This is a genomic window from Kitasatospora sp. NPDC101108, assembly GCF_055584725.1.
On record NZ_JBVJLM010000004.1, the window covers coordinates 378,595 to 404,594 of the forward strand.

At 71.1% G+C, this 26,000-nt stretch carries 29 protein-coding genes, 1 tRNA gene and 3 pseudogenes; 22 read left to right on the forward strand and 11 right to left on the reverse strand.

From position 1 onward, the window contains the following. Position 1 precedes the first annotated feature (1 nt). The 3 genes from ACZ6Z8_RS12610 to ACZ6Z8_RS12620 are packed head-to-tail and all read left to right on the forward strand — an operon-like array spanning position 2 to position 3,416. Positions 2-2,284: a hypothetical protein gene (locus ACZ6Z8_RS12610; protein WP_465608899.1), complete on the forward strand. Its 2,283-nt coding sequence runs from the start codon at positions 2-4 to the stop codon at positions 2,282-2,284. Continuing rightward, complete coding sequence (locus ACZ6Z8_RS12615) at positions 2,281-2,892, forward strand: hypothetical protein (RefSeq protein ID WP_465608900.1); 612 nt, start codon at positions 2,281-2,283, stop codon at positions 2,890-2,892. Before ACZ6Z8_RS12610 ends, ACZ6Z8_RS12615 begins: the two co-directional genes overlap by 4 nt. Then, positions 2,889-3,416: a hypothetical protein gene (locus ACZ6Z8_RS12620; RefSeq protein WP_465608902.1), complete on the forward strand. Its 528-nt coding sequence runs from the start codon at positions 2,889-2,891 to the stop codon at positions 3,414-3,416. Before ACZ6Z8_RS12615 ends, ACZ6Z8_RS12620 begins: the two co-directional genes overlap by 4 nt. On the opposite strand, the gene ACZ6Z8_RS12625 is transcribed toward ACZ6Z8_RS12620, so the two are convergent. Then, positions 3,403-3,552 carry a hypothetical protein gene (locus tag ACZ6Z8_RS12625; protein ID WP_465608904.1) on the reverse strand — a complete coding sequence of 50 codons (150 nt, stop codon included), beginning with the start codon at positions 3,550-3,552 and terminating at the stop codon, positions 3,403-3,405. The genes ACZ6Z8_RS12620 and ACZ6Z8_RS12625 overlap by 14 nt on opposite strands. Positions 3,553-4,187: 635 nt before the next feature. Next, entirely contained in the window at positions 4,188-4,715 is a 528-nt protein-coding gene (locus ACZ6Z8_RS12630; protein WP_465608906.1) for an SMI1/KNR4 family protein, read from the reverse strand. Positions 4,716-4,765: 50 nt separating this feature from the next. On the opposite strand from ACZ6Z8_RS12630, the gene ACZ6Z8_RS12635 reads away from it, so the two are divergent. Then, positions 4,766-5,536, forward strand: coding sequence for a hypothetical protein (locus tag ACZ6Z8_RS12635; protein WP_465608907.1), 771 nt, complete (start codon positions 4,766-4,768; stop codon positions 5,534-5,536). A 608-nt stretch (positions 5,537-6,144) separates the two neighbouring features. After that, positions 6,145-7,584: a tetratricopeptide repeat protein gene (locus ACZ6Z8_RS12640; RefSeq protein WP_465608909.1), complete on the forward strand. Its 1,440-nt coding sequence runs from the start codon at positions 6,145-6,147 to the stop codon at positions 7,582-7,584. A 665-nt stretch (positions 7,585-8,249) separates the two neighbouring features. On the opposite strand, the gene ACZ6Z8_RS12645 is transcribed toward ACZ6Z8_RS12640, so the two are convergent. Then, positions 8,250-8,450, reverse strand: coding sequence for a hypothetical protein (locus tag ACZ6Z8_RS12645; protein WP_465609172.1), 201 nt, complete (start codon positions 8,448-8,450; stop codon positions 8,250-8,252). A 99-nt stretch (positions 8,451-8,549) separates the two neighbouring features. Between ACZ6Z8_RS12645 and ACZ6Z8_RS12650 the strand changes: the two genes are divergently transcribed. Continuing rightward, on the forward strand, positions 8,550-9,422 hold the full coding sequence (locus ACZ6Z8_RS12650) for a hypothetical protein (RefSeq protein ID WP_465608910.1): 873 nt from the start codon (positions 8,550-8,552) through the stop codon (positions 9,420-9,422). Next, a complete protein-coding gene (locus tag ACZ6Z8_RS12655; protein ID WP_465608912.1) occupies positions 9,419-9,796 on the forward strand; it encodes a hypothetical protein in 378 nt (125 codons plus the stop codon). Before ACZ6Z8_RS12650 ends, ACZ6Z8_RS12655 begins: the two co-directional genes overlap by 4 nt. A 262-nt stretch (positions 9,797-10,058) precedes the next feature. Here the strand turns inward: ACZ6Z8_RS12655 and ACZ6Z8_RS12660 are convergent, their stop codons facing one another. Next, on the reverse strand, positions 10,059-10,667 hold the full coding sequence (locus ACZ6Z8_RS12660; RefSeq protein WP_465608914.1) for a TetR/AcrR family transcriptional regulator: 609 nt from the start codon (positions 10,665-10,667) through the stop codon (positions 10,059-10,061). A 68-nt stretch (positions 10,668-10,735) separates the two neighbouring features. Between ACZ6Z8_RS12660 and ACZ6Z8_RS12665 the strand changes: the two genes are divergently transcribed. After that, positions 10,736-11,602, forward strand: a complete 867-nt coding sequence (locus ACZ6Z8_RS12665) for a class I SAM-dependent methyltransferase (protein ID WP_465608915.1) — start codon at positions 10,736-10,738, stop codon at positions 11,600-11,602. A gap of 78 nt (positions 11,603-11,680) precedes the next feature. On the opposite strand, the gene ACZ6Z8_RS12670 is transcribed toward ACZ6Z8_RS12665, so the two are convergent. Continuing rightward, entirely contained in the window at positions 11,681-11,968 is a 288-nt protein-coding gene (locus ACZ6Z8_RS12670; RefSeq protein ID WP_465608917.1) for a hypothetical protein, read from the reverse strand. A 220-nt stretch (positions 11,969-12,188) separates the two neighbouring features. Here ACZ6Z8_RS12670 and ACZ6Z8_RS12675 point away from each other — a divergent pair. The 5 genes from ACZ6Z8_RS12675 (at position 12,189) to ACZ6Z8_RS12695 (ending at position 16,103) form a co-directional block, all read left to right on the forward strand. Then, a tRNA-Met gene (locus ACZ6Z8_RS12675) sits at positions 12,189-12,265 on the forward strand. Between the two features lie 101 nt (positions 12,266-12,366). Beyond that, on the forward strand, positions 12,367-12,513 hold the full coding sequence (locus ACZ6Z8_RS12680; RefSeq protein ID WP_465608919.1) for a hypothetical protein: 147 nt from the start codon (positions 12,367-12,369) through the stop codon (positions 12,511-12,513). A gap of 360 nt (positions 12,514-12,873) precedes the next feature. Beyond that, complete coding sequence (locus tag ACZ6Z8_RS12685; protein ID WP_465608921.1) at positions 12,874-13,335, forward strand: aegerolysin family protein; 462 nt, start codon at positions 12,874-12,876, stop codon at positions 13,333-13,335. A gap of 760 nt (positions 13,336-14,095) precedes the next feature. Beyond that, complete coding sequence (locus tag ACZ6Z8_RS12690) at positions 14,096-15,691, forward strand: restriction endonuclease fold toxin-2 domain-containing protein (RefSeq protein WP_465608923.1); 1,596 nt, start codon at positions 14,096-14,098, stop codon at positions 15,689-15,691. Positions 15,692-15,713: 22 nt separating this feature from the next. Beyond that, on the forward strand, positions 15,714-16,103 hold the full coding sequence (locus ACZ6Z8_RS12695; protein WP_465608925.1) for a hypothetical protein: 390 nt from the start codon (positions 15,714-15,716) through the stop codon (positions 16,101-16,103). A 136-nt stretch (positions 16,104-16,239) separates the two neighbouring features. On the opposite strand, the pseudogene ACZ6Z8_RS12700 reads toward ACZ6Z8_RS12695, so the two are convergent. The 3 genes and pseudogenes from ACZ6Z8_RS12700 to ACZ6Z8_RS12710 all read right to left on the reverse strand — a co-directional run. Beyond that, positions 16,240-16,722 (reverse strand): annotated as a pseudogene (locus ACZ6Z8_RS12700) (polyprenyl synthetase family protein); the annotation flags it as partial. Between the two features lie 213 nt (positions 16,723-16,935). Beyond that, positions 16,936-17,340, reverse strand: coding sequence for a hypothetical protein (locus ACZ6Z8_RS12705; protein WP_465608926.1), 405 nt, complete (start codon positions 17,338-17,340; stop codon positions 16,936-16,938). A 116-nt stretch (positions 17,341-17,456) separates the two neighbouring features. Then, positions 17,457-18,647, reverse strand: coding sequence for a barstar family protein (locus tag ACZ6Z8_RS12710; protein ID WP_465608928.1), 1,191 nt, complete (start codon positions 18,645-18,647; stop codon positions 17,457-17,459). 171 nt (positions 18,648-18,818) lie between these two features. Between ACZ6Z8_RS12710 and ACZ6Z8_RS12715 the strand changes: the two genes are divergently transcribed. The 5 genes and pseudogenes from ACZ6Z8_RS12715 (at position 18,819) to ACZ6Z8_RS12735 (ending at position 20,650) form a co-directional block, all read left to right on the forward strand. Continuing rightward, positions 18,819-19,034 carry a hypothetical protein gene (locus tag ACZ6Z8_RS12715; RefSeq protein ID WP_465608930.1) on the forward strand — a complete coding sequence of 72 codons (216 nt, stop codon included), beginning with the start codon at positions 18,819-18,821 and terminating at the stop codon, positions 19,032-19,034. Positions 19,035-19,406: 372 nt separating this feature from the next. Further along, a complete protein-coding gene (locus ACZ6Z8_RS12720) occupies positions 19,407-19,760 on the forward strand; it encodes a hypothetical protein (protein WP_465608931.1) in 354 nt (117 codons plus the stop codon). Between the two features lie 225 nt (positions 19,761-19,985). Continuing rightward, positions 19,986-20,108 (forward strand): annotated as a pseudogene (locus tag ACZ6Z8_RS12725) (DUF5713 family protein); the annotation flags it as partial. Positions 20,109-20,346: 238 nt separating this feature from the next. Then, positions 20,347-20,448 (forward strand): annotated as a pseudogene (locus ACZ6Z8_RS12730) (IS21-like element helper ATPase IstB); the annotation flags it as partial. Positions 20,449-20,479: 31 nt separating this feature from the next. Next, entirely contained in the window at positions 20,480-20,650 is a 171-nt protein-coding gene (locus tag ACZ6Z8_RS12735; RefSeq protein WP_465608933.1) for a hypothetical protein, read from the forward strand. Between the two features lie 241 nt (positions 20,651-20,891). Here the strand turns inward: ACZ6Z8_RS12735 and ACZ6Z8_RS12740 are convergent, their stop codons facing one another. Beyond that, a complete protein-coding gene (locus tag ACZ6Z8_RS12740; protein ID WP_465608935.1) occupies positions 20,892-21,800 on the reverse strand; it encodes an alpha/beta hydrolase family protein in 909 nt (302 codons plus the stop codon). Between the two features lie 103 nt (positions 21,801-21,903). Here ACZ6Z8_RS12740 and ACZ6Z8_RS12745 point away from each other — a divergent pair, with 103 nt between their 5' ends. Then, complete coding sequence (locus tag ACZ6Z8_RS12745) at positions 21,904-22,473, forward strand: TetR/AcrR family transcriptional regulator (protein ID WP_465608937.1); 570 nt, start codon at positions 21,904-21,906, stop codon at positions 22,471-22,473. A 61-nt stretch (positions 22,474-22,534) separates the two neighbouring features. Here ACZ6Z8_RS12745 and ACZ6Z8_RS12750 read toward each other — a convergent pair whose 3' ends face one another. Next, positions 22,535-22,744, reverse strand: a complete 210-nt coding sequence (locus ACZ6Z8_RS12750; protein ID WP_465608939.1) for a hypothetical protein — start codon at positions 22,742-22,744, stop codon at positions 22,535-22,537. A gap of 309 nt (positions 22,745-23,053) precedes the next feature. On the opposite strand from ACZ6Z8_RS12750, the gene ACZ6Z8_RS12755 reads away from it, so the two are divergent. Further along, positions 23,054-23,221: a hypothetical protein gene (locus ACZ6Z8_RS12755; protein ID WP_465608941.1), complete on the forward strand. Its 168-nt coding sequence runs from the start codon at positions 23,054-23,056 to the stop codon at positions 23,219-23,221. Positions 23,222-23,269: 48 nt separating this feature from the next. Here the strand turns inward: ACZ6Z8_RS12755 and ACZ6Z8_RS12760 are convergent, their stop codons facing one another. Then, entirely contained in the window at positions 23,270-24,484 is a 1,215-nt protein-coding gene (locus tag ACZ6Z8_RS12760) for an MFS transporter (RefSeq protein WP_465608943.1), read from the reverse strand. A gap of 76 nt (positions 24,485-24,560) precedes the next feature. Between ACZ6Z8_RS12760 and ACZ6Z8_RS12765 the strand changes: the two genes are divergently transcribed. Both ACZ6Z8_RS12765 and ACZ6Z8_RS12770 read left to right on the forward strand, forming a co-directional pair. Continuing rightward, on the forward strand, positions 24,561-24,923 hold the full coding sequence (locus tag ACZ6Z8_RS12765) for a MerR family transcriptional regulator (RefSeq protein ID WP_465608945.1): 363 nt from the start codon (positions 24,561-24,563) through the stop codon (positions 24,921-24,923). 71 nt (positions 24,924-24,994) lie between these two features. Beyond that, positions 24,995-25,795: an alpha/beta fold hydrolase gene (locus ACZ6Z8_RS12770; RefSeq protein WP_465608947.1), complete on the forward strand. Its 801-nt coding sequence runs from the start codon at positions 24,995-24,997 to the stop codon at positions 25,793-25,795. Positions 25,796-26,000: the final 205 nt, after the last annotated feature.

Consider the following 26,000-nt stretch of genomic DNA (forward strand, 5'->3'; position numbering starts at 1 on the left):
GATGGTCGACTTCCACGAGCTCAGCACTGCCGACTTCGGTGTCCTGGACGCCGCCGCCACCGCCTGGACCACCGTGGCCCAGAAGCTCCAGGCGATGGACGGCGACTGGGACACCACGGTGATCGCCCAGGTCAACTCCGCCTGCTGGACCGGCCCCGCCGCCGACCAGGCCCGCCCCGGCCTGCAGCGCACCAACGAGCAGCTGACCGCCGCCGTCACCGAGGCCAACGCCCTCGCCTCCACCTTCAAGGAGGCGTCCACCGAGTTCAAGGCGGCCAGGACCAAGCTGGAGAAGGCGGTCGCGGACGCCCGCACGGCCGGACTGACCGTCACCGACAACGGCACCGTGAGCTGGCCCCCGGCCGACAACGCCACCCGGCACGATTACGAGGCCATGAGGGACTACCAGAAGGAGTGGGGCGACAAGGCCGGGGCCGCCCGCAAGGCGATCGACGCCGCCGTCGCGGAGGCCTCCGCCGCCGACGAGCGGATCGCCTGGGCACTGCGCTCCGACAGCATGACGGACGAGCAGAAGTCCTTCAACAACAAGGCCATCGGCAGCGGCCCCGAGGCGGACGGCAGGCGCGCCGCCCAGCTCGCGGCCAAGGGCGGGGACATCACCGAGCCCGAACTCACCGAGCTGAACTCGCTGTTGGCCTCGCACAGCAACGACCCGAAGTTCTCCACCAAGTTCTACCAGGACCTCGGCCCGGACGGCCTGATCAAGTCCTGGAACGGCATGGTCGGCGACCCGGCGCACCCCCGCGACGACAAGTCCCCGCGCTGGAAGGCCTACCAGGACCTCCAGAAGAACCTCGGGCTCACCCTCGCCACCGCCACCCGCACCACCAACGAGCCGCACCTGTCGGACGAGTGGTCCGCCGCGCTGCGCAAGGCCGGCTCCCAGCCGGTCTGGGACAAGCCGTACCGGGCCTCCGGTCTGGACTACGTGCCGTACGGCTACCAGGTACTCTCCGGCATCCTGATGAACGGGAACTACGACGCCCACTTCATCAACCCGATCGCCCAGCACGTCACCCAGCTCGACACCCAGGACAAGTACTGGCCGGCCCCGCCGCCCGGCTCCAAGATCCAGGGCTTCAACCTGACCGGCGGCGACGAGGCGGGATCCGGCTTCCGGCCCACCACGGCCGTGCTGGAGGCACTCGCGCACAGCCCGGAGGCCTCCACCAAGTTCTTCACCGAGAAGCCGACCGCGTACAACGTGGACGGCACGGTCAACCAGGGCGGCAAGCCCAAGCCGGCCGACTACTTCGACTACTACGTACACGACAAGGACTGGATCCCGGACACCACCTCGCGGGACTCCAAGGTCTGGGACGCCAGCAAGCAGGCCGGGCCCGCCGCGCTCGGCCGCGCCCTGGAGGCGGCCACCACCGGCCACCCGTACGACGAGCCGGGCCCCGTCCCGCCGACCAGGCACACCACCGAGCAGGCCGACCTGATGCAGAAGGTCGTGGACACCTTCGGCCGGCACGGCGGCGACGGCGCGCTGGACGACATCAAGGGCGACGGCAAGCTCGCCGCGATGCGCGGCAGCCTCGGGCACATGACCGCCGAGTACATCGGGGACGTGCAGAACTCGCTCTCCCACGGGCACGACCTGCCGGTCAACGGTTCCCCGGCCACGCTCAACGCCTCGTCCGTGGCCGGCCTGCTCGACGCCCTCGGGCGCGACCCGGACGCCTACGGCGCGGTGGCCAACGCCAACCAGGCGTACACCACCGCGCTCATCCGCGGCCACCTGGACAGCGGGCAGCCCGACTTCGCCCGGCTGGAGTCGGACATCAAGCACAACGCGGAGTCCGGCGGAGTCGTCAGCGGCTACCTCAACCAGGCCCGGGTGGACGAGGTGCAGAACCAGCACGCCGTCTCCGACAAGGAGTTCAACGACGCGCTGGAGAAGAACGTCGGCTACGGCAAGGACGCCTTCAACGCCGTCATCGGCACCGTGACCGAGAAGGTCCCGCTCGGCGGCGAGCTCGCCGGCGCGCTGCTCGACGAGATCGCCGACAGCGTGATCGAGGCCAACAAGCACGACACCACCGAGGACGGCCGCCAGACGAGCCGCGACCACACCGCCGAGGCCGAGGGCCGGGTGGCCCGGGGGGCCGACCAGGCGGTCCGGGACGCCGGCGGCGGCACCGGGATCTCCCGCCAGGACCTCGACCGGCTCGCCAACAGCGCCCGGGACAGCGCGCTCCAGGGCATGTCGCGCGGAACGGCGAACAACGTCAGCACCAACGCGAAGGGCGACGCGTGAGCGGGCTCCCGGCCCGTTGGGCCCGATCCCTCGCGGACCGGTGGGCCGGGCGCCTGCAGGATCCGCTGCTTCTGCCCGGCGTGCTGGTCGTGGCGGTGGCGGCCGCCGGGTTCGTCGGCTACCGAGACTGGCAGAACCACCGCCCGGCCGAGGCCGTCGGCCGGTCCACCCACCTCTGCCACCTGCCCACCGGCCCCGACACCCCGCTCGGGCGGCTGCTGCCGGATGGCGACCAGGACTCCGAGGACCGGACGAAGTCCGTCGTCGGCGACGACCCGCAGACCTGCGTCATCCGGATCGACGGGCGCACCGTGCTCACCCTCACGTCCACGGGACGCCGGGGTGAGCTCACCCTGGCCTCCGAGGCCGCCAAGCGGCCGGACGCGCGCACCTTCGACGCCGGCGGCCTCGGCGCCTCGTGGCCGGGCGGCGCCGCCGCGGCCGCGGGCTGCCTGACCGGGAAGTACGAGCGGTACGACTACTTCGAGCTGGAGATCGTCGCCGGGGAGGCCGTCCGCACCTCCGGCGGCCCCGGCGGCGTCCAGGCCGACCTCGAACAGCTCGCCCGGGCCGCGCTGACGGAGACGAGGGAGGAGCAGTGCTCATGAGGCACCCCCGGGCCCTGATCGCGGGCGGGGCCGCGCTGCTGCTCGGCGGCGGCCTGCTCGGCTGGCACGTGTACCTCGACCAGACGTCCTACCTTCCGCCGGCCGTCACCCTGTCGCACGGCGAGTGCCGGGGCCTGCTCGCCGACCCGGGCGTCGCCGAGGTGCTGGGCGGTGCTCCCCGGATCTCCGTGCGGACGGACTACCGTACGGCGGACGAGACCAACCCGGCCTCCGTACGGTGCTCCGTCAACGGCGAGGACGGACGGCTGCTGACCGCCGAAGCGGCGTTCGGCGCCGTGCTGCCCGGCGGCAACAGTGCCGGGGCGATCGGCTTCGCATGCACGCTGAACGGCAAGCCCACGGGCTACCGGGCTGTCGTCACCCTCACCGGCAAGGACGGAAAGGTCCTCGCGGACGGACCGGGCCGGGCGCGGATGAACGAACTCGCCCGCGGCTTCGCCGAGCGCGCCGCCGGGAAGCAGCTGGGCTGCGCGGGCGGCGCCGAATCGGTCACCACAAGGTGAGCCGACCGCCGTGGGCCCGTGAGCTGTGCGCGCGCTCCCACAGCTCGGTGACCTTGCCGGAGGCGTCGACCGCCACCATGTAGTCGCCGGCCGAGCAGGGGTACGAGCCCTTCTCGTTGTAGGGGTGGCGAGGCACTCGTTGATGTGCTTCACCAGGTCGCCCAGGTTGACGTCCTTCGGCGCGACCAGCACCGAGCTCAGGTGGCCCTTGGCGGTCGGCGCGAACGCGGCGGTCTTGTCGGCGCCCACCGGCTCGAAGCCGACGTCGTTGACGCCGCAGACGTCCTTGGTGTCCTTGTACACCAGGTCGTGGCGGTGGTGCCCTTCCCCGGGCAGATCCACTTCTGGCCGGCGGGCAGCGGCTCGTGGGGTACAGAAGCCCTCGGGCTCGCCGGAGGCGCCCGGGGTGCCCGACGGCGCGGGCTTCGCGGCGCCGCCCGGCGCGACCGGCCGGCTGCTGCCGCCGGGGACGGCGGCGTTCGGAGCCGCGCCGGTCGGGGCGGCGGTCGGGGTGTTCGACCCGCTGCCCGCGCCCTGGTCCGACGAGCTGTCCGGGCCGCGGGCCGCGAGACCGAGCGCGGTGGTGGCGACCAGGGCGGCGGTGAGCAGTCTCTCCGGTGACGTCGCAGGCGACACCCCGGTACACCAACCTGGCGTGGTCGGGCAGGTGGCCGTTGATCTCCGTCCCGGCCGATTCGTGGTGGGAGGACCGCGTGCTTCGCGGAGCTCTACCCGGCGCAGGGCTGTGGGGTGTGGCCTGGGGGTTGTTGGTCAGCGGCAGAGTTCGAGGACGATGTCGTCGAAGTTGGGGTATTCCTGGCCGGCCTGCTCGGTGATGGCTTGGGCCGGGCGGCGCCGTTGTGGGGCGAAGCGTTCGGCGACGGTGGTCCGTTCCGGGCTGGGGCGCGGGGTGTGGTCGAGGTGGTAGTCGGTGGTCGCCTCGAAGGGGCCGGTGCCGGCGGCGAGTACCCACAGGAAGTCGGCGAGGTCGGCCGCGACGACGCCGGTCTCGCCCTCGGATCCCAGGAAGACGACCGGCTGATCGGTGAGCGGTAGCCCGGGGCGGGCCAGCCAGAACGCGGCGTACCCGCCGGCCCCGTTCTGTCCGAACACGCGGAAGTCGTCTCCGGTCGCCTCGCTGTTGCCGGTCCAGAGGCGGAGCCAGTCGGTGGTGTCCTCGGCGGAGAGGAAGGCGTCGAAGGGCTCGAAGTCGATGCCCTCGCCGCCGTCGTAGTGGAACGGCACCGCCAGTGCGGCGGCCAGTGGGGAGGGGAAGCATCGGTCATTGGTGGCTGTCACGCGCAGAACCTACCGGGCCGTTGTCGGTGCCGGGTTCTAGGGTGCGGCGGGTGACGACGACTTCCGGCCCGTACCCGGGTCTTCCCACGCCGATGCCCGTTGTTCTGCCGGATCCGTGGGTGGTGTTGCGGGGTACGGACTGGCCCTCGCTGGGCACCGCGTACGGGACCGCGGAAGGTCTGCCCCGGGTCCTGGCCCCGCTCCTGGGCCCGGACCTGACCGCGGAGGAGGCCCGGCGGGCTCTCAACGCCCTGGAGCCGGTGCAGCACCAGAACACGATCTACGAGGCGACCGCGCCGGTCGCGCTGTGTGTCGCGGCGGTCCTGGGCCGCCGCGCCGAGCACCACCGCGGGGCGGCGGACAGGGTGTGCGCTCTGCTGCTGGGCTTTCTGGCCGGTGTCGCCTACGACAGCGACGATGCCTGCGTCGCGGTCCATCAGCGGTACTTCGAGGAGGACTTCCTGGAGGGTTACCCGCCCATGGTGGCGGTGCGTGCCCTGAGGCCCCTGCTGTTCCAGGCCGTCGCGCCGTTCCTCGACGACCCCGACACCGCTGTTCGCGAGGAGGCGCTGTGCGCCGCCCTGGCGTTCGCGGAACACCCCGACCTGGCCCGTCACCGTGACGGCCTGGCTGGCCGCGCCCGACGCCTCCTGCTCGTCTGTGACACGCGGTGGCGTCGCTGGCAGGCCCTTGACGCCCTGACCGCATGGGGCCACGACACCACAGGCCTCGCCCGGCCCGGCGACGACGACCGCAACCCGTACCTTCCTGGCTCCGCCTGGCCTCTCGGCGACGGAGATCCCTTCAACCCGCCCTTCTGACCATCCCAGCGCATGAGAGGGCTTGCTGCTGGCGTTGCCCGAGCAGGGCCGGCCGGGACCGGTTGGAGTGAGCGCAGTGCGAACAGGACCGCGCCGAGAAGGATCCGGGCCCGCTGATGCTGCCCGCCCCAACCAAGCGCCAGCAGGCGGCCGCGCTGGTCTCCGCTCCGCATGACCCGTGGTGGGAGGACCGGCTACTGCGCCCTGGCGCGTGGGGCCGGTCCGTTCCAGAAATCTGGAACGCGGGGTGAGGACCCCCGGGCCGCCTGGCTGTCGGCCTGCCAACTGGTCCGCCAGGACCGTCCACCCCGTCGGCGAGGCCTCGGTCGCCGTCCCGACTCTTGCTTACCGCTGGCCGTCGGACGGGAGATCTTCCCGTGTGGGGGCGTGAGCTCCGCCCTGTGGACCGGAAATCCTGCGGGCCGGCGAGGCCTCGGCCGCCGTGTGTGGACGTCCACCTCGCCGCCGTCGGCGCCGCCCCGTTGGGGTCTGGTCGACGTCCTCGCCGCCTGGCCGTCGGACAGGAGGGTCGTAGGTCCGATACCCGCCGTGAGCATCGTGGCTTCGGTTGAGCGGAGGCTGTCGGTGGCAGTTCGTAGGGTGCCCGGGTGAACATAGATGATCTTTCCTGGCAGGCGCGCAACCATGGTGGTGTCTATCCGCGGATGGTGCGGACTCTCCTTGATCTGGGGCAGGTGGAACTGCTGGTTCGGGCCGCGCGGGAGCGCGGGGACTGGAACTGCGCGGAGGCGGCAGCCCGGGAATTGTGCGCGGCCGGGGAGTTCGATCGGGCACTCGCGATACTGGACCCATTCACGGAGATCGGCTGGCGGGCAGCTGAGTGGGTCACCGCAGAGATCATGATCGATCAGGGCCATGGCGATGAGGCACTCGCGATGGTGCGCCCGGATCCGGCGGAGCTGAGCGACGGTCACGTGTGTGCCCGCTATGCCGAGCTGCTGGCGAAGGCCGGACGGGTCGAGGAGGCTGTCGACCTGCTCACGCCCCACGTTGGGGAGCACTGGCTTCGCTCCCGCCTGGTGGAGGTGACCGAGGGAAAGGGGCGCGACGACCTGGTCCTGGACGTGCTCACGCGGGAGGCGGAGCGCCTGGAGCTCATCGAGAGCGCGGCGTGTACGCGGTGCGGCGGGTCCTGCGGGACGGGCCGGATGGAACGTTGGGACGTGCTGCTCCTGATCTCCCGGGTCCTGGAGCGGCTCGGGCGTACGGACGAGGCCGTCGAGGTTCTGCGCGCCGAGAGGGCCTCGGGTCGACGACACCCCGTCAACTTCCCGGAGTACTACGCGGAGCTCCTTGCCCGGCAGGGCCTGATCGACGAGCTGGGTGCCCTCGCGGCGGAGGACCACCGCTCAGCCCTCGACGTGTACGCGAAGGCGCTGGAGGACGCGGGGCGGGCGGACGAGGCGGAGGCGGTTCTGCGCGACGGGATTGCGACACATGACCATCCGAAGGACCGGGCGGCGTTGATGCGCCTGCTCGTTCGCGAGGGGAGGGTCGACGAGGCCATCGAGACCGGCCGGCCCACCTACGAGTACTACGACTGCTGGAACTTCCTCCAGTGGGCGCTGGAGCTGCTCGTCGAGGACGGCCGCCCCGGCCGGGCACTTGAACTCCTGGACGCCCGCACCGATGAGTACGTCAAGGAGCACCCGGACCAGGTCCGTTCCCTGAGGCTCTGGCTGCTGGGCGAGGCCGGCCGATGCAAGGAGGGCATCGTGGAGGCCACCGCCTTCAACGAGCAGGAACCGGGCGAGTGGGACACCGCGTTGGCTCGGCTGCTGGAGTTGGACGGTCGGCTGGAGGAAGCTCTCGCGCTGCTTCGCTCCTCCACCCACTACCTGGTTCGCCACGACTTGCCCGACATGCTCATCAGGCACGGCCGCCCGGCCGAGGCCCTCGACGCCATTCCCGCGATCGCCGAGAGCCGAGCCGCCGCGGAACGGCGGGAGCGGGAAGCGGCGGAGCGGCGAGAGCAGGACGATCCCTGGGCCGCTGCGGGCGAGTTCAGTGTGGAGCCCCCGTTCTAGCCAGGGGTGCCGCGGTCAAAGTTCGGTGAGACTGGTCAAACTGACTTGAGACGGGTCACGGGCAGGCTAGAGCCCGTAATCGTCTGATCAAGCGGAGCGCCTCGCACAGACTGGTACAGGCCGGCCCGTGTCTGGGCCCCGATCGGGCAGCGGACCGGTGTCCCTCGTCCGCGCGAGCTGCTTCCCGAACCGCCAGTGGTCCTGCCTGCCGACCGTTTGAGCGCTGCCGGGTGGCATGTTCGCGGCCGAAATTCCGCAGGTCAAAGCCCTGGCCATCGGCTGATCGGCGGGTCTAGCATTCCCGGCACGGCGGCCCCACCACAGCGCCCACCGGGCCGCCGAGCAGAGCAGCCGCGCCTCACCAAGGGCAAGGGCGCGGCGTTCGTTGGCGCGCTGCGCCAGGTCGTGCGGGCGGTGCGCGGCGGTGAACGTGACACCGAGGCGCTGGCGGGGATCGCGGGCGAGAACGTGGAACGTCGCCGCACGAGAACCGGGCAGAAGGCCCGGGTGCGGGGCAAGGACGTCGTCGGCGCGCCCGGCGAGTCGATGGCCGGCAGGGCCGGGAAGCGGGCGATTCGCTCCGGCGCCTCCCACCTGGCTCCGGTGGTGCACGCGACGGGTCAGGCCGGCGGGCGCTTGGCGTTCACGGTGCGGATGCGCGCCGATCAGTTCACGATGTCGGCCGGCTCGATGGAGGACTCCCCGGGCCTGCGCCGCGGCTTCGTCCCGCGCAACAGCCCGAGGGCCACTTCCCACTCATCGTGGGTGAGGTAGTCCCAGATGTCGCTCACCGTGATGTCGTTCTCGGTGGCGATCTCCTCAGGGACCAGCAGGGAGGCGGCTTCCAGTAGCTCGGGGACATCCATGCCCTGATTCTGAACCACGGATCTCGGAGGCTGTGTCGGGGATGCTCGTGGCAGACTCCACGGATGCTGATACCTCGCGGCCGGCCTCTTGTGCGGGCGATGGACGACAGGGAGTTGGCCGCGCTGCTCGCGGACAGGGCGCTCTGGGAGATTCGTGTCCTGGCCGTCCACGCGGGGACGCAGGCCGGAGAGGACTCGTCTGCCGAGGTTATCGAGAAGATCAACAACTGGGCCGACTTCTGCCACGCGATGCTGGGGATCTCCAAGCCGCATCGTTGGCGTCCTTCCCGCGGCACTCCCAGCAGGCTGGAGCAGGCGATGCTGGATCGGCCGATGAGCTACAGATGGAACGTCAGCAGTCCCGAGAGACGCGCATGGATCGTTCAGCAAATCGACAGTGCAGGCTTCCGCTGGACGCCCCCGCCTCCGCTCCCGACGGCCCGTAAAGGTGCGCCGGCCCTCAGCGTGTGGCAGCAGCTTGGCTTGCTGAGAGGCTGGCCGGTGAAGACGCCGCCCGCTCGTAAGCGGTTGCCCCGTCAGGCACGCGTCCTCAAGGCGCTGGACCGCGAAGCGATCTTCGCCCTCTACGAGGAAGCGGGGCGTCTGCGTCTCGGCCTGGGAAAGGCCAGCCCGTGGCTCCGCGCGCACCTCGACCCGGACGCCCCGCACTTCCTGTTCCCTGATCCCGCCAGCTATTACTGGCCTGATCCGGACGCGGGACGCCCTTGGTGGCAGTGCAGTGTGCTCCTGCGTATGGTCGACGGCGAGCAGGTGGGCGGCAGCCTCGCCGTGATGCCCGAGACGTTCACCGCCCTGCCCTCGACGGTGCCGCGTCTCCGGCAGCGCCGCTTGGCCGTAATCGCGCGTACCACCGAGCGGGACGCGGGGCTCTGGAGCCGGGACCACAAGACGGACTGCGGCCCAGATGCCTGCGGATACGCACCAGCCGACGCCCCCGGAGGGAAGCCATGAGCCTGGCTGTCGACGTGTTCACCGTTGACGAGCACGATGAGCCCAATGTGCTCGATGTCCCCGACAACCAATCGGACTTGGCGGGCTTCGAGAGCTGGCGTACCACCGTGTGGGGGTCAGATGCCGTTCGCTCCCTGGGCGCGCGGTTCTTCCCGGCCTTGGCCGACGGCGATCTCAAGGTTGATCCGCACCAAATGGAGGATTTCCTCCACGAATGTGCCCTGATCCGGAGCAACATTGAACTCGTTGCTCCAAGCACTGATCCGGCGAGGTCGCACGGGGAGTACATCCGGCAGATCTCGGTGCGCTTGAAGAACATCGAGAGGGCGGGCAGGCGCGCGCAGAACGTCTCCGGTGGCGTGCTCATCTGGTGAGGCAGCGTGGGGAGGGTGCGGGCGGCTCGGTCGCGTCTGACGGGACGGTCGTTCATGTCGGTGCCGGCAAGATGCTGGGGCATCTGATGACCGCAGTGCCCACGAACCCGTTGACGCGCGGCGCGGTGCCCGCTCCGATATCCGGTTCGCGGACAGGCGCATCGCCGCGCTCGAAGCGGACCTCCTCGCTGCCCGGCAAGGATGAGGGCCGACATCGTTCGCGGCGGATGCACCGCTGTCCGCTGCATGCAGATCGGGGCCGTCAGGTCGCGAGGGCTGATTCGTCCGGTCCGGGGACGAGCGCGGCGACCAGGCGGTGGATCAGTTGGGGGTTGTCGGTGGACTGGGTGCTGCCGTGCATGCGCAGGTGGTGGACCGTCCCGGCGATGGCGAGGGCGAGCATCGCGCAGTCGGTGTGTGCGGGGATCCGGCCGAGCCGCTGCTCGGCCTCCAGGTAGCGGGCGAGCGCGTCCTCGACCGCGCCCGGCCCGGGGGCGCCGGCCTCCCAGGCCTGCCGTACCCGCTCCACCACCGCCTGCCGGGACATCGCCGTCGCGGTGAGCGCCGGCCCCTGCGTGCCGAGCATGGCGAGCGCCACGCGGGAGATGTTCTCCCGCACGTCGCCGAGCCCGGCCAGCTCCGGGAGCGGGCGGACCTCGGCGGCGAGCCGCTCGAAGCGGTCCAGGACCAGTTGCGCGACGAAGTCGTCCAGGTCGGTGAAGTGGTTGTACAGCAGGCCCTTCGCACAGTCCGCCTCCGCGGTGACCGCACGGTTGGTCAGGCCCGCGCTCCCCTCCCGGGCCAGCACCCGCTCGGCCGCCGCGAAGAGCCGCTCCCGCACATCGACGATCGCTACACCGCGTGGTGACATCAGGCCCTCCGGGCAGGGTTGCATGTATGGGCATGTGCCCATACTAGCTGTCCGACGGGGGAGATCTCATGCGTCAGCTCGTCAACACCCAGCAGTCCGAGGCTTGGAACGGCGACGAGGGCCGGCACTGGAGCGATCACCACGACCGCTGGAACGCGGTCAACGAGGGGTTCAACGCACCGCTCCTGGAAGCGGCCCGGATCGGTGCCGGTGACCGCGTGCTGGACGTGGGCTGCGGTGCCGGCCAGACCACCCGGCTCGCGGCCCGGGCGGCGGCCCCGGGTTCGGCGCTCGGCCTGGACCTCTCCGCCCCGATGCTCGCCCGGGCGCGGGCCCTCGCCGCCGAGCAGGGCATCGACCGGATCGCGTTCGAGCAGGGCGACGCGCAGGTCCACCCGCTGCCGACGGCCGGCTTCGACGTCGCGATCAGCCGCTTCGGCATCATGTTCTTCGAGGACCCGGTCGCCGCGTTCGGCAACATCGGTCGGGCCCTGCGGCCGGGCGGCCGGATCGCCTTCGTCTGCATGGCCGACCCGGCCCGTACGCAGTGGGTGCAGGTCTTCAACGCGGTGCGCTCCGCGCTGAGGCTTCCTCCGCAGATCGCCGGCGTCCCTTCCGGGCCGGGAATGTTCTCGCTCGCCGACCCCGCGACGATCCGTCAGGTCCTGGCAGCGGCAGCCTTCACCGACGTTCGCGCCGAACCCGTCGAGGCGCAGTCGCTGTTCGGCCGCGACGTCGACGACGCCGCCGAGCACCTGCTGGGCTCGGGCCCGGTGCGGCACCTGGCGAGCCTCCTCGATCCCGCCGGCGCCGAGGGCCCGGCTGCGGCCGGGCGGGTCCGGGACGCGCTGACCGGCGCACTCGCCGCGTACGCGGGGCCCGGCGGCGTCCTGCTCCGCACCTCCGCCTGGCTGGTCACCGCGGTCCGTCCCTGACCCACCCACCCGACCGCCACACGTCGGTGCCCGGCGGGCCGGGGCGTCGCCGCGGCGACGCCCCGGCCCGCGGGTGGCTCAGCCGACCTTGAGGGTGATGGCGGCGGTGTGGAGCTGCCCGGCGGTCTGGAACTGCAGGAACAGGCGCCAGTTTCCGGCCTGGGGGAACTCGGCGTGGAAGGCGAGGTCGGGGCCGCCCCGGCCGCTGGCGGTCGCCTCGCTCGCGGGGTGGAGGTGGGCGAAGGCCATGTCGCCCTGGTGGAAGGCGGTGAGGTGGGCGTAGGCGTCGAGGTAGGGCTGGAGGTCGGTGACCGGCTTGCCGTCCTTGGTGACGGTGACCGTCATGGGGTGGGCCATGTTGGCCATCGGGGTGCCCTGCAGGGTGACGGTGTAGCCGTCGACCTGGTTGGTGGTGGCTGCGGCCGGCAGCGTCGTGGCGTCCGCCTTGCCGTCGACGTGAGAAGTAGTGGGATTTTCCGCAGTTTGGATGAGAGCCCTGTATGTGTCGGGGGTTTGGGCGGGTCTGGCACGCTGGAAGAAACCGATTTCGTGTTGGCGCGGTTGTCGCCTAGGGTGGTCTCACCGACGCGGGGTGGAGCAGCTCGGTAGCTCGCTGGGCTCATAACCCAGAGGTCGCAGGTTCAAATCCTGTCCCCGCTACCACCAGGGCCGGGGCCGGCGCGTGATCGCGCCGGCCCCGGCTCTGTTCGTTGGTCGGCCCGCCGCGTAAGCAGGATGGCGCCGAAGGCGAGCAGCAGTCGGCGGTGCCGGAGTCGCCGATCGAGTGGCAGCGGATGCACGCGGGCGCCGCCGTGTTCCACGTCCAGCACGGCCACCTCGGCCCCACCGACAAGGCGAAGCACGCGGAGCTGATCTCCTGGCTCACCCGCCAGCGCCACCTGAAAGGTTAGGGCCTGCTGGATGCGGCCCGGGTGTCCGAGTTGGATGCGCTCGGCATGATCTGGTCGAAGAGCGCCAACGCCTGGGAGCGCGGCACCGCATACGCCGGACACGAACTGGGGCGGCGCCGTCGACTCGACCTGGGGCGCCGACCACGGCCCGACCACCTGCCGGACCTGACCCCGCCGCGCCCAGCCGACCCGCCCCCCCCCCGAAGCCCCGGAGGCCGTCACCCATCGATGACGGCCTCCAGTGCCTTCTCGGGGTCGCCGTAGCGCCCGCCCGCCACCGGGCCTGGGCCGAGCCGCGACGGGCGGGTGGATGCGGCCTACGGTGGAAGGCGAGGGATTGTCGTGAGAAAGGGGAAAGCGATGGCTGCCAGGTCGACGCAGGTCACCGTGGACGCCACGAGGGCCAGCGATTTACAGGGCGGGCACGTGAACCTCCGGCTGACCGCCGACGAGCTCGACCACGGCATTTGGAGTGACGGCCAGAGTCCGCCGCAGCTGATCGGACCGCAGGGAAGCTGGCAGTCCGAGTCGGACGGCTTCATGACCGGTACCGAGGGGCGGGTGACCTACCAGATCGAGGACGTCGACGGGAACCCGATCGGACAGATTCAGCTGCATTGGGACAACCCCTGGAGCGGCTCCAACTCCTATGACGAGAGCGTTGCCCCGGCGGCCACCGACCCCACCGTCACCGGCTACTCGGCGGGCCACTTCGGCGACCCGGACAACGCCGACAACGCCTCGATCACCTTCCTGCTGATCGATGGCGACTGCACAGTCGACCCGATGACAGGGGAGATCGCCTGTTCCCAGGCCGGTTAGGGCTCTGCTGCTGCATGTGGGGGCGCTGATCTACGGCTGGACGTGAAAGACGCCGTCCTCTGCGATCCATCGTGAAAGCTGCACGTCGCGAGCACCGCCAGGCCGGCGCCGAACCGGTCGGCGCGCGATACCTTCCGCCTCGCCGCAGCCGCTGTCCGCGCGGCGGCGAGCTCCTGGTCCTCCTCGATGCCGAGCGCCGACAGCAGGCGATCCTGCGGCTCCCGCTCGTCGCCTACAGCGCTCCTTCACCCGCACGCCCGTCCACCCTGCGCGCCGAGCGGGTGCCAGATGGGGGCGGCCGGTCCTCGACCGCGGCCTGGCGGGGATGGCCGGGCAGCCCCGGGTGCTGCCGGACCTGGTCGAGCGAGCACCTCACCCCGGGCAGGGTCGTCGTCCGGACCACCTGGCACGAGCCTGTTTGCCCGGCCTGGGCCCGGCGGTGACCACCCCCGTGGTGACCGAGCCGGTCCGGGTGCGGGTGTGCGGGGCGGGCGGGGAACGGGCTGATGCTGTGCTCTTTGCCGGATCCGGATCCGGATCCGGGTTCGGGGGCGGGAGGGGGCTGCCACGATGCGGCGGCCATGTCTGGGACCACCGCCCTTCAGCCGTCCCGCGCGGCCGCGATGGACGCTGCGGCTGGTGCGGGCGGCGGCGTTCGCGACGGCTCGGTGGTCCGCTCGAACTCCTCTGCGGAACCGGTCTCGGGTGATTGGCCGTGAGACGTTAGGCTGGATCACGAATCGGGGGAAAGGGGACGGGAGTGGCAGGGCCAGCGGCGGGGACCGGTTTCACTGTCGACCCCGACATCGTGTTCCGCGCCTCGCTGCAGTTTCTTGACACGAAGGACTTCGTCTACAACATCGCGGACGGCGTCGCCGGGGACCTGGCCTCAACGGCGGGCATGGCCGGTGACGACTCGATCGCTCACTCGTTCGCCAGCAAGTACGAACCCGCGGCGAAGACGGTCGTCCAGGCCATAGGCAAGGCCGGGCAGGGGATGGCGACCGTGTCCAGCCGGCTTCTGACGATGGCCTCCAACTACCTCGCCGTTCAGAACGCGGCGACGGCGGCGTTCACCGGGAAGATCGACACATCGTCCGGTCTCGCCAAGGGGGCGCAGCAGTGCGATCCGAACGAGGCCCATGCCAGCCTGCCGATGGTCACCGGCAGCAAACAGGTCCACGAGATTCCCGTCATCGGGAAGTTCTGGCCTCAGGGTGACCCCGGGCGTCTGCGCAGCGCCGCCCACGTGTGGGAGCACTGCGCGTCGCTCATCGACCAGGCGCAGCGCAACGCGGGCCTGCATGCGGCGGAGGTGACCGCCAAGTGCTCGGGCGAGGCGGTCGAGGGCTTCAAGACGTATGCCGCAAGCGTGTTCAACGCCTGCCCGGCCGGCGGCACCACGGCGTCCTCGAAGCTCTCCCTGATGGAGAACATCTCGGCTGCGTGCCGGGAGCTGCAGTCGATCTGCAACGACTACGCGAAGGCGATCGACGACTGCCAGGACACGTTGATCGAGCTCGGGGTGACGGCAGGGGTGGTGACCACGGCAGGTGTGCTGCTGACGGTCTTCACCCTGGGCGGCTCGGACGCGGCGGCCGCCGCTGCCGACGCTGCGCTCGCCGCTGATGCTGCTCTCGCGGCCGAGGCTCTGGCTACTGCCGAGGCGGAGATGGCCGCCGCTGCTGCGGTCGCCGAGGCCGAGGCCATCGTCTCCTCGCTGGCAGCGCGGCTCGTCGTCCTCGCGGGCACGGCGACCGCCGCCACGGCGATCGCCGGGACGGAGGCGGCCAACGCCGCGACACCTGGCACCCCGGCCGGCGGCGCTCAGACCCCGGCCGGGCAGAGCCCTATGGCCAACCCCGCGGTCGGTCCGATCCCGCCCCCGCCGGAGCCGCGTCCCTTCCCGCTGTATGACGCGGCGCAGCAGATGGCGGCGAAGACGTGGATCGAGAGCATGGACGAGCGGGGCCCGAACTACGGGACGGCTGACGACCGTGCCTACCAGTTGCGGGTGGCCGGCACCCCGGAGCGGCGGGTGCTGGGTGCGGACGGCGAGAAGGTGTGGGCGGATGGTTTCCGTCCCGCTGACGGGGCGCTGATCGACGCCAAGAACGTTCGCAAGAAGGGCTGCAGCCCGCGGTCCCTGGAGGGGCTGCAGGAGGGTAAGTTCAACGTGCAGTTCGTCCTCGGGGACGACGAGTCGGAGCTCGACCGCTACAAGGCCGCGATCGACAATCCGGCCAACCACGCCCAGTACCTTGAGGTCGACACCCCCGATAGCGCCACCGTCGGCTACTGGCAGTACCTCCTCGCCAAGCATCAGGTGAAGAGCAACGTTCGTGTGGTCCCCTAACCCGGCAAGGAACCTCCTCGCGATGGACACCATCTACCTCGGTGCCGCCCCCGGCACCACGTGGACGCTCACTCCGGAAGAAGCCGAAGAACACCTCCGCGGCCGCTTCCCCGGCATGGAGTCCTGGTTCAAGCACGCCCCGGTGAGCGACAAGGACTACGTCGACTTCGACGTCGAGGTCGACGGCGAGGAGCGGCAGGGCAGCTACTTCGAGGGCGGCCAGCTGATCCTGCGCGACGGAGACCCCACGGTCTGGGCGGACACGATCGCCTGGTTCCTCGCTCTCCTGCCACCCGACGCGAGAACGGTGGTGATGGTCGCGTCGAACCCGGACAACGTCCGGGTGGTCCCGCCCGGGTACGGCGTGCAGGAGATCGAGGAACTGCTGCAGTCGCTGTTCGACCTGGAATAGTCTCTGGGCCCGGAGCCGAACGCCCGGGGTGATGCCCGGGACAAGGCTTGTGCCGCGCAGGTGGGCAGACGCCGCAACCCGGGCCGAGCGTTACGACCTGACCACGACGCCGCTCTTCAACAGGTGCTGCGTCGAGGTACTCGCCCTCGATCAGCTGCTGGACCGCGGCCAGCAGGGTCGGGACCGTGACGTCTGCCCTCGGGGCGTCGGTGAGGACCTGGACCGCGGCGAAGAACAGGGCGTCACCGGCGAGGATCGCCGCAGGGGTCCCCTTGGCCGCCCACAGAGCCGGGAGACCGCGCCGCAGCCTGTCCTGGTCGATGATGTCGTCATGCAGCAGGCTGGCGTTGTGGACCAGCTCGACGGCCACCGCCGCGGCGATGGCCGTCTGTGGGTCGCTGCCGGCGGCCTGGCAGGCCAGCAGTGTCAGGGCCGGGCGCAGGAACTTGTGGGTACCGGGTGCTTGCGAGGCGCTCCCGTCGTCGGTCCACCAGCCGAAGTGGAGTCCGCACAGGTGCCGGATCTCGGTGGGCAGGGCGCTCACCCGCGAGCGTAGCAGTGGTCCTATGGCGGTCGCGGTCTGGGCCAGGAGTAACGGGACGTCGCGAGGTGCGGTCATGTGTTTCCCCCCTGCGGCAAGGGCCGCTGTCACATTCAGAGTGAGGTGGCCACGTCACCAAGAGGAGGGCGTGCTTGCCGGCGCGCGGAGCGCGCGTCAGTTGCGAGCACCAGTCATGCGCGCCCCTGTCGCGTGTCTCCACCCGTCGGACCGGGTGTTGGCCGACAACCCGGGTCGGCCGGCGCCGGGTCCGGCGTCAGGCGCGGCCGCAAGCTAGGCGTTCCAGCCGCGGCCGGCGCGTCGAGTCCATTGCAGGGCGCTGGTGAGGCTGATGCCGAGCAGAGAGCTGAGGACGGATGGGGGAAGGTCTGCGGCGAGGGTGATCAGGGCGGAGTTCCGCAGGGGGATGACCGGCAGGCCGTGGCGCCGCAGTTTCGAGGTGAGGTGGTGGGCGGTGACGGGCTGGTCTGCGAGCTGGCTGGGGAAGAGCCAGGGCGTGCTGGGTCTGGCCGAGGTGCGAGCGATGGCCGAGGCGGTGACGGCGTGTTCGGCCTGCTGGGCGAGCAGGTGGAACGCGGCTGGCGGCGGGGCGGCTGGGTGCTCGCCAATCTGGATCGTTGGCCGGGTGCCGCCGGTGAGGTGGCGGGTGGTCAGTTCGGTGATGCGCCGGCCAACCACCGCCGCCGGGCTGGATTGCCGACCACCCGCGCCGCTGGCTCTTCCCCTCGACCGAGCCCGGGTGTCACATCAGCGGGCGCCATCTTCTAGGGGCCCGAAATTGTCCGTTGCCTCTCTCACTGGAGTACGACGGTGACGCCTTTCTCGCGCAGGAGGTTCACGGTCTCCTCGAAGTAGGACAGGCCGCCGCGGTGGTCCAGGATGTGTCCGGCGAGGGCGCGGCGGGCGATGTCGGCGTGGTGCCACACGAGGGTGAACGGGGGGACGACGGAGGGCCCACCGCACAGGTGGTCCTGCACCGAGTCCAGGTCTCTGCCGTAGTTGGCGCCGGGGCCGAGCAGGGCTTCGCCGAGCGCCAGCAGCATGCTGGTTTTGTCGGTGACGTGCTGTCCGTCCAGGTCGTACGTCCCGCCGGAGAGGCCGTCCGGCCCGTACGGGCCGACGCGGGTCAGGTCCAGCCACTCGGACCGGCCTTGGGCGTCGAACCGGGCCCACTGGTTGGGTTGAGTGGGAATTCCGGAATACCAGACATCCCAGACCTGGCGGGCCGCCAGGGCGGGGCGGTCGGCGAGCCACGGAAGGCCACCACTGGGGTCGTGGATGGTGATGTCGACCAGGGTCCCGCCGAGGACGGACGGGCGGGCGTCGCCGGGGCGGAAGTGGAGGTCGTACCGGGTCATGCGGCGGCCGTTGCGGTCCAGCGCCCACAGCGCGAGGACCTGGCCGTCCTCCTGCCGTGGCGAGCGGAGTTCGGCCAGTAGGGGTTCGGCGGGTTCGCAGCCGATCAGATGCAGCGGCTGGAGCCGGCGCCGGGGACGTGGGCCGGACAGGCCATCGATCGACTGACAGCTGCCTTCCAAGTCAGTGGCCGACAGGTCGATCTGCGGAGCCGGTTCGAGCTGCGGGCCCCAGTCGTCCTCGACGCCGGCGCCGACGGTGATGTCCACGCGATCGGGATCGCCGGCCGTGGGCCGGTGGGCCAGGACGGCCACATTCTCCAGGTCCCAGAAGCGGGGGCTGTCGGTGCTGGGATCTTCGGGGTGGATGAAGAGGCTCACGTCGCCCAGCAGCCGTACGGGATCGGTCGACCGCGTGACCGCCTGGGCCAGCGCGCTATCGCGCGGGCAGCCGCGTAGCGTCAGGACCTCGCGCGGCAGCGGAGGCGGGTCGCAGAACAGCCCCTCAACCTCCGCGCACCTCCCCCACAGGTCGCCTGTCTTTTCGTCGTCATCGTCGTAGTACTCCCGCACCAGGAGGTACCGGACCGGGACGTCCCGCCCCCACGCCACGTGCTCCTCGAACCGCACACTTCTCCCCGCCAACCGACAGTCTTCGCTCGCACACGATACGAGTCACTGCCGCCGCAGGCCTCCGAATATCGCATGCCTGGAAGGACGCTCCCCGCCAGTCGGGGCCTCGGCCTGGTCGGCCGGCGAGCGGGACGCCTACGCCGACGATCTGGGCGACGACCGCTCCTGGTGGCGGTCTCAGCACGCAGCAACCGCGCGAAGGCGGACAAGGACATCTCCGAGTGGCTGCCGCCGCTGCAGTCCGACCGCTGCACCTGCCTGGCGGGCTGGACGGCGGTGAAGACCTGCTGGGCCCTGACGATCGATACCCGGGAGCGGGAGGCGATCGAGCAGCTGGCCACCGGCTGCCCCGATGAGCAGCTGACCGTCACCCCCGCCCGCTGACCCACCCGGACCCGCCAGCCCGCCAAGCAGGTGCTGCGCACGGCACCAGACCTGACGGCCGGGGGTATGGACGCAGCGGTCGCGGGAACCGCTCATGGATCCTCACTGTCAGGCGGCGCCCGTGTCCCGCGCCGGTGCTCCGCGTTCCCGGGCGTCCGGGCCCGCCACCACGGCTTGTTGACGGGAGAGGATCCACCTTGCATGCTGCGCCTGGGAGTTCGACGGCAGGGGGAGTGGGGCGAAGTGAAGGGGATCGATCTCCGGCGTGCGACCGGTGCCTTGGCGGGCGCATTACTCGGTGGGGGCTGGCTGCTCAGCGGATGCGCCGGCGATCCCGAACCCGCTCCTGACCCGCTGAGTCATCCCTGCCTCTTGCTGAGCGCCTCCCAGGCCGCGGACGTGCTGCACCGCTCGCCCGGCCCGGCCAAGGAGATCCTGCAGGAGCAGGTGAGCGAGTGCGCCTACCAGGAAGCGGAGCTCTACGTCAGCGTTGCCCATGCCTCCTACGGCAGGCAGTCCTTCCGCGACGTCGTCGACCGCACCAAGGGCCAACCAGTGGCGGAGGCGGGGCTCGCCGACGCGGCGTACAGCTTCCACGTGCAGGAGGAGTCCAGGGACTTCGTCCTGCTCGACGTCCTCAAGGGCAGCAGGCTCGTGCAGATCACGGCGCCCACGGCCGAGGACGCCCGGCAGACCGCCCACCTGGTACTGCCGCAGCTTCACTGACGGCGTCCCGCGCAGCGGAACCGGTGCCCTCCGACAGGCGAACCCGACCGGTGGACGAGTGACTGGGGCCTGTTGCGAAAGTCCTGGTCGCACGGGGTCTGGTGCCAAGGGGTGGCGTCGATGTCAGCGGTGCTGTGCATGATCGGCGAGTCAGCTCATCGTGGAGCGGGAAGTGCCGTGCCGATCACAAACCAGCAGGTACCGGGGCACGCGTTCCTGGGGGAGATGTTCGACGACTCCTATTTCCCTGATCGCATAGTCGAACGGGGCAGGACGATTCTGCTGAGTCTGTGCAAGCGCATCGAGGCCGAGCGGCCGCCGGATCCGGTGGCCCTGTATGCGCTCACCCAGGCAGCCACCGAGGAGTTCAACCTGCTGGACACTGAGTTCATGGCAGCCGGGAGCTCGCGGTATCGCTCCCTGCGTTCCCTGGCCGCAGCAGGCCCGCGACCGGCTCCCCGGAGCCTTCGCGTCCGTGGTCGACGAACGCGACCAGCGGATGGTGGCCGAAGGTCTCTTTGCCGCGGTGTTCGTGCATGAGCGAGCCCAAGGCTCGGACGTGGTCGACGGCGGCGTCGAGTGGCCCATCGTCGACCGCCTCACCTTCAACGGCACCATCCTCGAGACCGGCACCGACTCCTACCACCTCGCCACCACCCGAGCCCGCACCGGACAAGCCGCCAGCTGAACCGTCGAGCCCCGCCCTACCAGTCCCCGCCGTGCCGGCCGGGCCGCTGCCCATCCCCGCGCAGCCGACCGCCGGCACCGCCGCGGTGAACCCGCTGCCGCTGCACGGGTTCCAGAAGGACGCGGTGGCGGCCGCCGTACGGCAGGTGAAGAACGGCGGCCGCGCGACGGTGGTCGCCGCCACCGGCCCGGCAAGACCCTGATCGCGGCCGGCCGCGCCCGGCACCTGGCCGCGCGCGGTGTCGTCCTGGTCCTGGTGCCCACGATCGAACTCCTGGAGCAGACCGCCGAGGCCTGGTCGCTGAAGGGCGGGCGCCACCGCCTGGTTCTGCGTACCGGAGCGGGCCGAGGTGTGAGCAGAGACAGCGGCTCCCCCTCGCTGGTCAGACCGGGGCGTCTGCTCGACCGTTCGGCGCCGGGCATCCCCCGACTGCCGGGCTGGGCTTACTTGCTGGCGATACTCCACGTACCGTCGCCGTCCTCGGCGGTGCTGCAGAGCGCGGTCCACTCGGCGTCGTCGAGGCTGAGGGCCGCGCGGAGGTAGGCGGAGATCGCGTCGGCGAGGAGGACGACGCGGGCGGGGTCCTCATCGGTGGTCTCGGCGACCTTTTCGCCGGCGATGCCGCCCATGGTGTGCTCGGCCTCGGCGATGGTGAGCAGGCTCTTGGGGCCCGGGCTGAGGTGGTAGGCGTCGGTGAACCACTCCGGCCCCCGGGTGGAAAGCTGCGACTGGTCCTTGCCGCCCGCGATGACCAGGGCCGGGGTGGTCATGGTGGAGAAGTCCGGCCTCATGGACGGGAGGTTCTCGGCGGCGAACGGGGTGAGGGAGTCGCCGGTTCCGGGCGCGGCGATCAGCGCGCCGGCCGATACCGCGGAGTGGGAAAAATCCTCGCCGGGCACGCCGTCGGCGTCGAGTACGCGGGCACCGAGGATGGCGCCCGCGGTCTGGGCGCCCCAGGAGTGGCCGACCACGGCGATGTGCTCACGGTCGACGCGGGTCTCCAGGCCGGCCTGGGCCAGGATGTCACCAAGGTTGTCGAGGATCGCGTGGAGATCGGCTATCCGTACGCGCCAGATGGTGGCGAAGCGCGGGTCGTCCCAGTCGATGGCGTTGCGGCGGGAGTCCAGGTGGGTGGGCTGTACCACGACGAATCCGGCGGCGGCCCACCGGTCGACGAGGGGCTCGTACCCGTCCAGGGACCAGGCGTTGCCGTGGGAGAAGACGATCACGGGCAGGTTTTGGCCCGACCGGGGGGCGGTGACCTTCACCTGCAGGCCGATGCCGCGGTCAGGTGCGGGAACGGGGATGGGCTTGACCGAGACGATCTGCTGGCCGAGAGGGCGGGAAGACATGGGAGACCTGTGCTTTCTCTGCGGAGCGGCTCTGCCATACTTTGGCGGAGCGTTGTTCCGCCAAAGTTAGCGGAACATTGTTCCGCGAGTAAAGGGGTCATCCGTGCCGGAGTCGGTCGGGGTACGCCAAGCACAGGCTCAGCGCACCCGTAGCGGCGTACTGGAGGCTGCTGCGGCGGTCTTTGTCGAGCAGGGCGTCCAGGCGCCTGTTCGTGACATCGCCGAACGCGCCGGCGTCGGTGTCGGCACGGTCTACCGGAACTTCCCGACCCGCGCAGACCTCGTCACCGCCGTCTATCGGCACCAGATCGACGCCTGCGCCGCTCTCGCGCCCCGGCTCCTTGAGGAGTCCGCCTCGCCGTTCACCGCGCTGACCCTGTGGACGGACGCGTTCGTGGACTTCCTCGTGACCAAGCACGGCCTCGGCGCGGCGCTGGGGTCCGGAGATCCGGGGCTGGGGAACCTCCACGCCCTCATGCTCGACACCCTGCTCCCGGCCTGCACGACCCTGCTGGACGCCTGCGCCGCCGACGACGAACTCCGCCCCGGTGTCACCGCCTACAGGCTCATGCGCGCCATCGGAAACCTCTGCATCACCGGACCCGACTATGACCAGGCCGACGCCAAGTGCATGGTCGCCCTCCTTCTCGCCGGATGTCGCAACACGGCATGACAACAGGCCCGGCGCCCGTGCCGCCCCACCCGCCACGCCGGTCTTCGTCCACTGCGCAAAGTCACGTGGCGAGGGCGGCGATGGCCTCGCGCAGCGCGGCGAGCCGCTCGATCCTCGGCGGTGCCTGGTGAGTGTCGGCGGGGCCGATGGCGCCGTCCAGGGCGGTGGCAGTCTCCCGCACCAGGGCTGAGTCGCCGGCGACGAGATCCCAAGTCCCCTCCGTGAGTTGCTCTTCCGCCTCGCGGACGACCTGCTCGATGGCAGTGGACATGGTCGTCAAGGCAGCCTATCGGCGTGCCGAGGCGGCCATCTGCGTCCTGCTGCGCGCTGCCGTCCGACTTGGTGGCTGGGTGGCCGTCAGGCCGCTGCCCGATGGCTGTTCGTGGAGGGCGTCCGGGAGACCCTGCGGGTGCTGTCGCGCTCTCCTGTCTGTCGCGAGGCCTGTCGTGTGAGGCGGTGTCATGTGGTGTGACGTGGGCGGATACCCTCCAACCCCGTGTGTGGAGGGGCGCGACGGGCACGGCGGGGTGCGACGCGGAACACTGGGCTAGTGGGCGAGGCTCGGGGAAGACGGGATCAAGTGGCTGCTGAGGAAGAGCCTGGCGATGCCGAGGTGATCGACGTGCCGGCCGAAGACGCGCTGGACGCCGTGGCCGCCCGTCTGCAGACAGAGATGGCCGCGGTGATGGCGTCGTTCCGTGACCAGGCCGCTCGGCTGCGCCGGTTTCGCGAGCGGGATGACCTGTGATTGTGGCGTCGGCAACATGCCCGCTCCACGGTCGTCACGCGAACGAGGTCATCGGCGGATCGGGAAGCCGTGGCGGCGGGCAGTGGCCGTGACGGTCAGGGCGAGGGCCAGCAGCGCCAGGGCCGACCAGGGCAGCGAGCGCGGGCCGGTGTGGTCAAGGAGGAGGCCGCCGGCAGATGCGGCGGCGGCGATGCCGAGGTTCCAGCAGGTGACCAGGAGGGACTGGGCAAGATCGGCGGCCGTGCCCGCGGCGTCGGCGACGGCGGTCTGCAGCAGGGTGGCGGCGCCGCCGAAGCCGAGGCCCCAGACCGTGGCGGCGCCGTAGACGGGCCAGGGCGCCGAGGTGAGCAGGGCGGCGACGAGGACGGCGGTGGCGAATGCGAGGAGCCCGCAGGCAGCGAGGGTCAGGGTGCGCAGGTGCCGGTCGATCAGCGCCCCGGTGGCGAGGATGCTGACCAGCGAGGACAGGCCGAGAACCAGCAGTACGGTGTCGGTCCGCCCTTCGAGGTCCAGCGGTTGGAGCAGTGCGGCGACGTAGGTGTAGAGCAGGTTGTGGGCGAGGACGAAGGCCGCGGTGACGCCCAGGACGGCTGCCACGCCGGGGATCCGCAGCACATCCCGGAGCGGCGGGCGGTCGTGTTCGTCACTGCCGGGAACGGCCGGGACGCTGACGGCGATCCATCCCACCAGGGCCAGCGCGATCACGCTCATCAGCCCGAAGGCGACCCGCCACCCGGCAGCACCGGCGAGCAGGGTGCCAGTCGGCACCCCCACCGAGAGGGCAACGGTCGAGCCGCTCATCGCCACCGCCATCGCCCGTCCGCGCTGCTCCGGCGCGACGATGCTGCGGGCGTACCCGGCCAACAGAGCCCAGAGCAGCCCGGCGACCAGGCCCGCCGCGAAGCGCGCGGCCATGGTGAGCGGGTAGTTGCCGGAGACGGCGGTCACCGCGTTGGCCGCCGCGAAGCCGCCGACAGCCAGGAGCAGCAGCCGCTTGCGCGGCCAGCCGGCCGTGGCAGCGGTCAGCGGGATGGCGGCCGCGATGGAGCCAACCGCGTACAGCGTGACGGACTGTCCGGCATCTGACTGGCTGACGCCGAGGTCCGTGCTCATCGCGGGCAGGACACCGGCCGGCAGGGCCTCCGTCATCAGGGTGACGAACCCGGCGGTGCTCAGGGCCAGGAGCGCCGGCCAGGGCAGTCGGGGCGAGCTCGCGGGCAGCGCCATCTGACAGGTGGGGGAACGGAGTTCGTTCGTCGACATGGGCCGATCGTCTATCGTTGACATGGATGTCAAGGTCCAGCCCGGGGCGGCCCGGCGAGGACGTGAGGGCGGTCACATGCGAATCGGCGAACTGGCTCGGCTGACGGAGAGCACTCCGCGCCTGCTGCGCTACTACGAGAAGCAGGGCCTGATCACCCCCCGCCGCGAGGCGAACGGCTACCGGGACTACGACGACTACCTGGTGGACCGGGTGCTGCAGATCCGGGGGCTGCTGGACGCGGGGCTGCCGACCCGGATCATCAAGCAGATCCTGCCCTGTCTGGACACCCCGCAGACGATCCACTTCGCGGACGCCACCCCGGAGATGCTCGACACCCTGGAGCGCGAGACGGAGCGGATGACCCGCCGGATCCAGTGCCTGACCCGCAACCGGGACGCCATCGTCGAGTACCTCTCGGTGGTCAGAGAGCTCGCCTGACCCCCGGTCGGAGCCTGGCTCGAAACTGCCGCTTGACACTGACACGAGTGTCAAGGTCGGAGGCTGTGGCCATGACCGACTCCGCCATCCGGCACACCGCATTCGGCAACGGCACGCCGCTTGTCCTGATCCACGGCTACACCGTCGACCACCACGTCCTGCTCCCGCTCGAACCCGCCTTCACCGACCGCCCCGGCTGGCGGCGCCTCTACCTCGACCTCCCCGGCCACGGAGCCAGCCCTCGGCTGCCGGGCCCGACCTCGGCGACCGCCCTGGCCGAAGCCGTCTTCGAATGGATCGACGCCGAGCTCGGCGACCGGCCGTTCGCGGTGGTCGGGCAGTCCTTCGGCGGCCAGCTGGCCCGGGCGGTGACGGCACGGTACGGGGAGCAGGTGCTCGGCTCGGCGCTGCTGGTGCCGGTGGTCCGCTGGGGCAACGACCGGACCCTGCCCGGGGAAACAGTGCTGGAACTCGACGAGGAACTGCTCGACCGCCTCCCGGCCGCCGACCGCGAGCTCTTCGGCTACGTCATGGCCCGCCTGGACAAGCCCAGGTGGGAGCTCTTCGAGCGATACGTGCTGCCCGGCCGGCGGGCCCACGACAAGGCGGCCGCCGCCGAGCTGGAGACCGACTTCCTACTGCCACGCTGGCCGGAGCACCAGGCCCCCGCGCACCGCGGGCGCCATCTGCTGGTCACCACCCGGCAGGACGCCCTGGTGGGCTGGCGCGACCAGCTCGCCCTGCTCGACCACTACCCCCGGATGACGGCAACGGTGCTCGATGCCGCCGGGCACAACCCACAGGTGGAGTGCGCCGAGACCGTACAGGGCCTGGTCGGGCACTGGCTCGACGGGATCGCGCGCCCTTACTGATCGTTTCGGCATGCCGTCCGGAGCCGCCGGAGGCCAATGATGCTGCAGGCGAGTTCGAGCAGGCCCGGGTGGAGGTCGGCGCGTCGTTCCGACGCCCGCCGCCTGCGCCGGGCCCGCTGCGCTGGGCTTTTCTTCTTGGCGTCCGGCTGGTGCCGGCCGCCGTGTGGGTGGGTGGGGCCGGGGCGCTGTCCGGTCTGGGGCGCCC

Coding starts and splice junctions, on each gene's coding strand:
- ACZ6Z8_RS12610 (WP_465608899.1), top strand. CDS start 2: ATGGTCGACTTCCACGAGCTCAGCACTGCCGACTTCGGTGTCCTGGAC.
- ACZ6Z8_RS12620 (WP_465608902.1), top strand. CDS start 2,889: ATGAGGCACCCCCGGGCCCTGATCGCGGGCGGGGCCGCGCTGCTGCTC.
- ACZ6Z8_RS12645 (WP_465609172.1), bottom strand. CDS start 8,450: ATGGATGTCCCCGAGCTACTGGAAGCCGCCTCCCTGCTGGTCCCTGAG.
- ACZ6Z8_RS12650 (WP_465608910.1), top strand. CDS start 8,550: ATGGACGACAGGGAGTTGGCCGCGCTGCTCGCGGACAGGGCGCTCTGG.
- ACZ6Z8_RS12655 (WP_465608912.1), top strand. CDS start 9,419: ATGAGCCTGGCTGTCGACGTGTTCACCGTTGACGAGCACGATGAGCCC.
- ACZ6Z8_RS12660 (WP_465608914.1), bottom strand. CDS start 10,667: ATGTCACCACGCGGTGTAGCGATCGTCGATGTGCGGGAGCGGCTCTTC.
- ACZ6Z8_RS12665 (WP_465608915.1), top strand. CDS start 10,736: ATGCGTCAGCTCGTCAACACCCAGCAGTCCGAGGCTTGGAACGGCGAC.
- ACZ6Z8_RS12670 (WP_465608917.1), bottom strand. CDS start 11,968: ATGGCCAACATGGCCCACCCCATGACGGTCACCGTCACCAAGGACGGC.
- ACZ6Z8_RS12685 (WP_465608921.1), top strand. CDS start 12,874: ATGGCTGCCAGGTCGACGCAGGTCACCGTGGACGCCACGAGGGCCAGC.
- ACZ6Z8_RS12695 (WP_465608925.1), top strand. CDS start 15,714: ATGGACACCATCTACCTCGGTGCCGCCCCCGGCACCACGTGGACGCTC.
- ACZ6Z8_RS12740 (WP_465608935.1), bottom strand. CDS start 21,800: ATGTCTTCCCGCCCTCTCGGCCAGCAGATCGTCTCGGTCAAGCCCATC.
- ACZ6Z8_RS12750 (WP_465608939.1), bottom strand. CDS start 22,744: ATGTCCACTGCCATCGAGCAGGTCGTCCGCGAGGCGGAAGAGCAACTC.
- ACZ6Z8_RS12760 (WP_465608943.1), bottom strand. CDS start 24,484: ATGTCGACGAACGAACTCCGTTCCCCCACCTGTCAGATGGCGCTGCCC.
- ACZ6Z8_RS12765 (WP_465608945.1), top strand. CDS start 24,561: ATGCGAATCGGCGAACTGGCTCGGCTGACGGAGAGCACTCCGCGCCTG.
- ACZ6Z8_RS12770 (WP_465608947.1), top strand. CDS start 24,995: ATGACCGACTCCGCCATCCGGCACACCGCATTCGGCAACGGCACGCCG.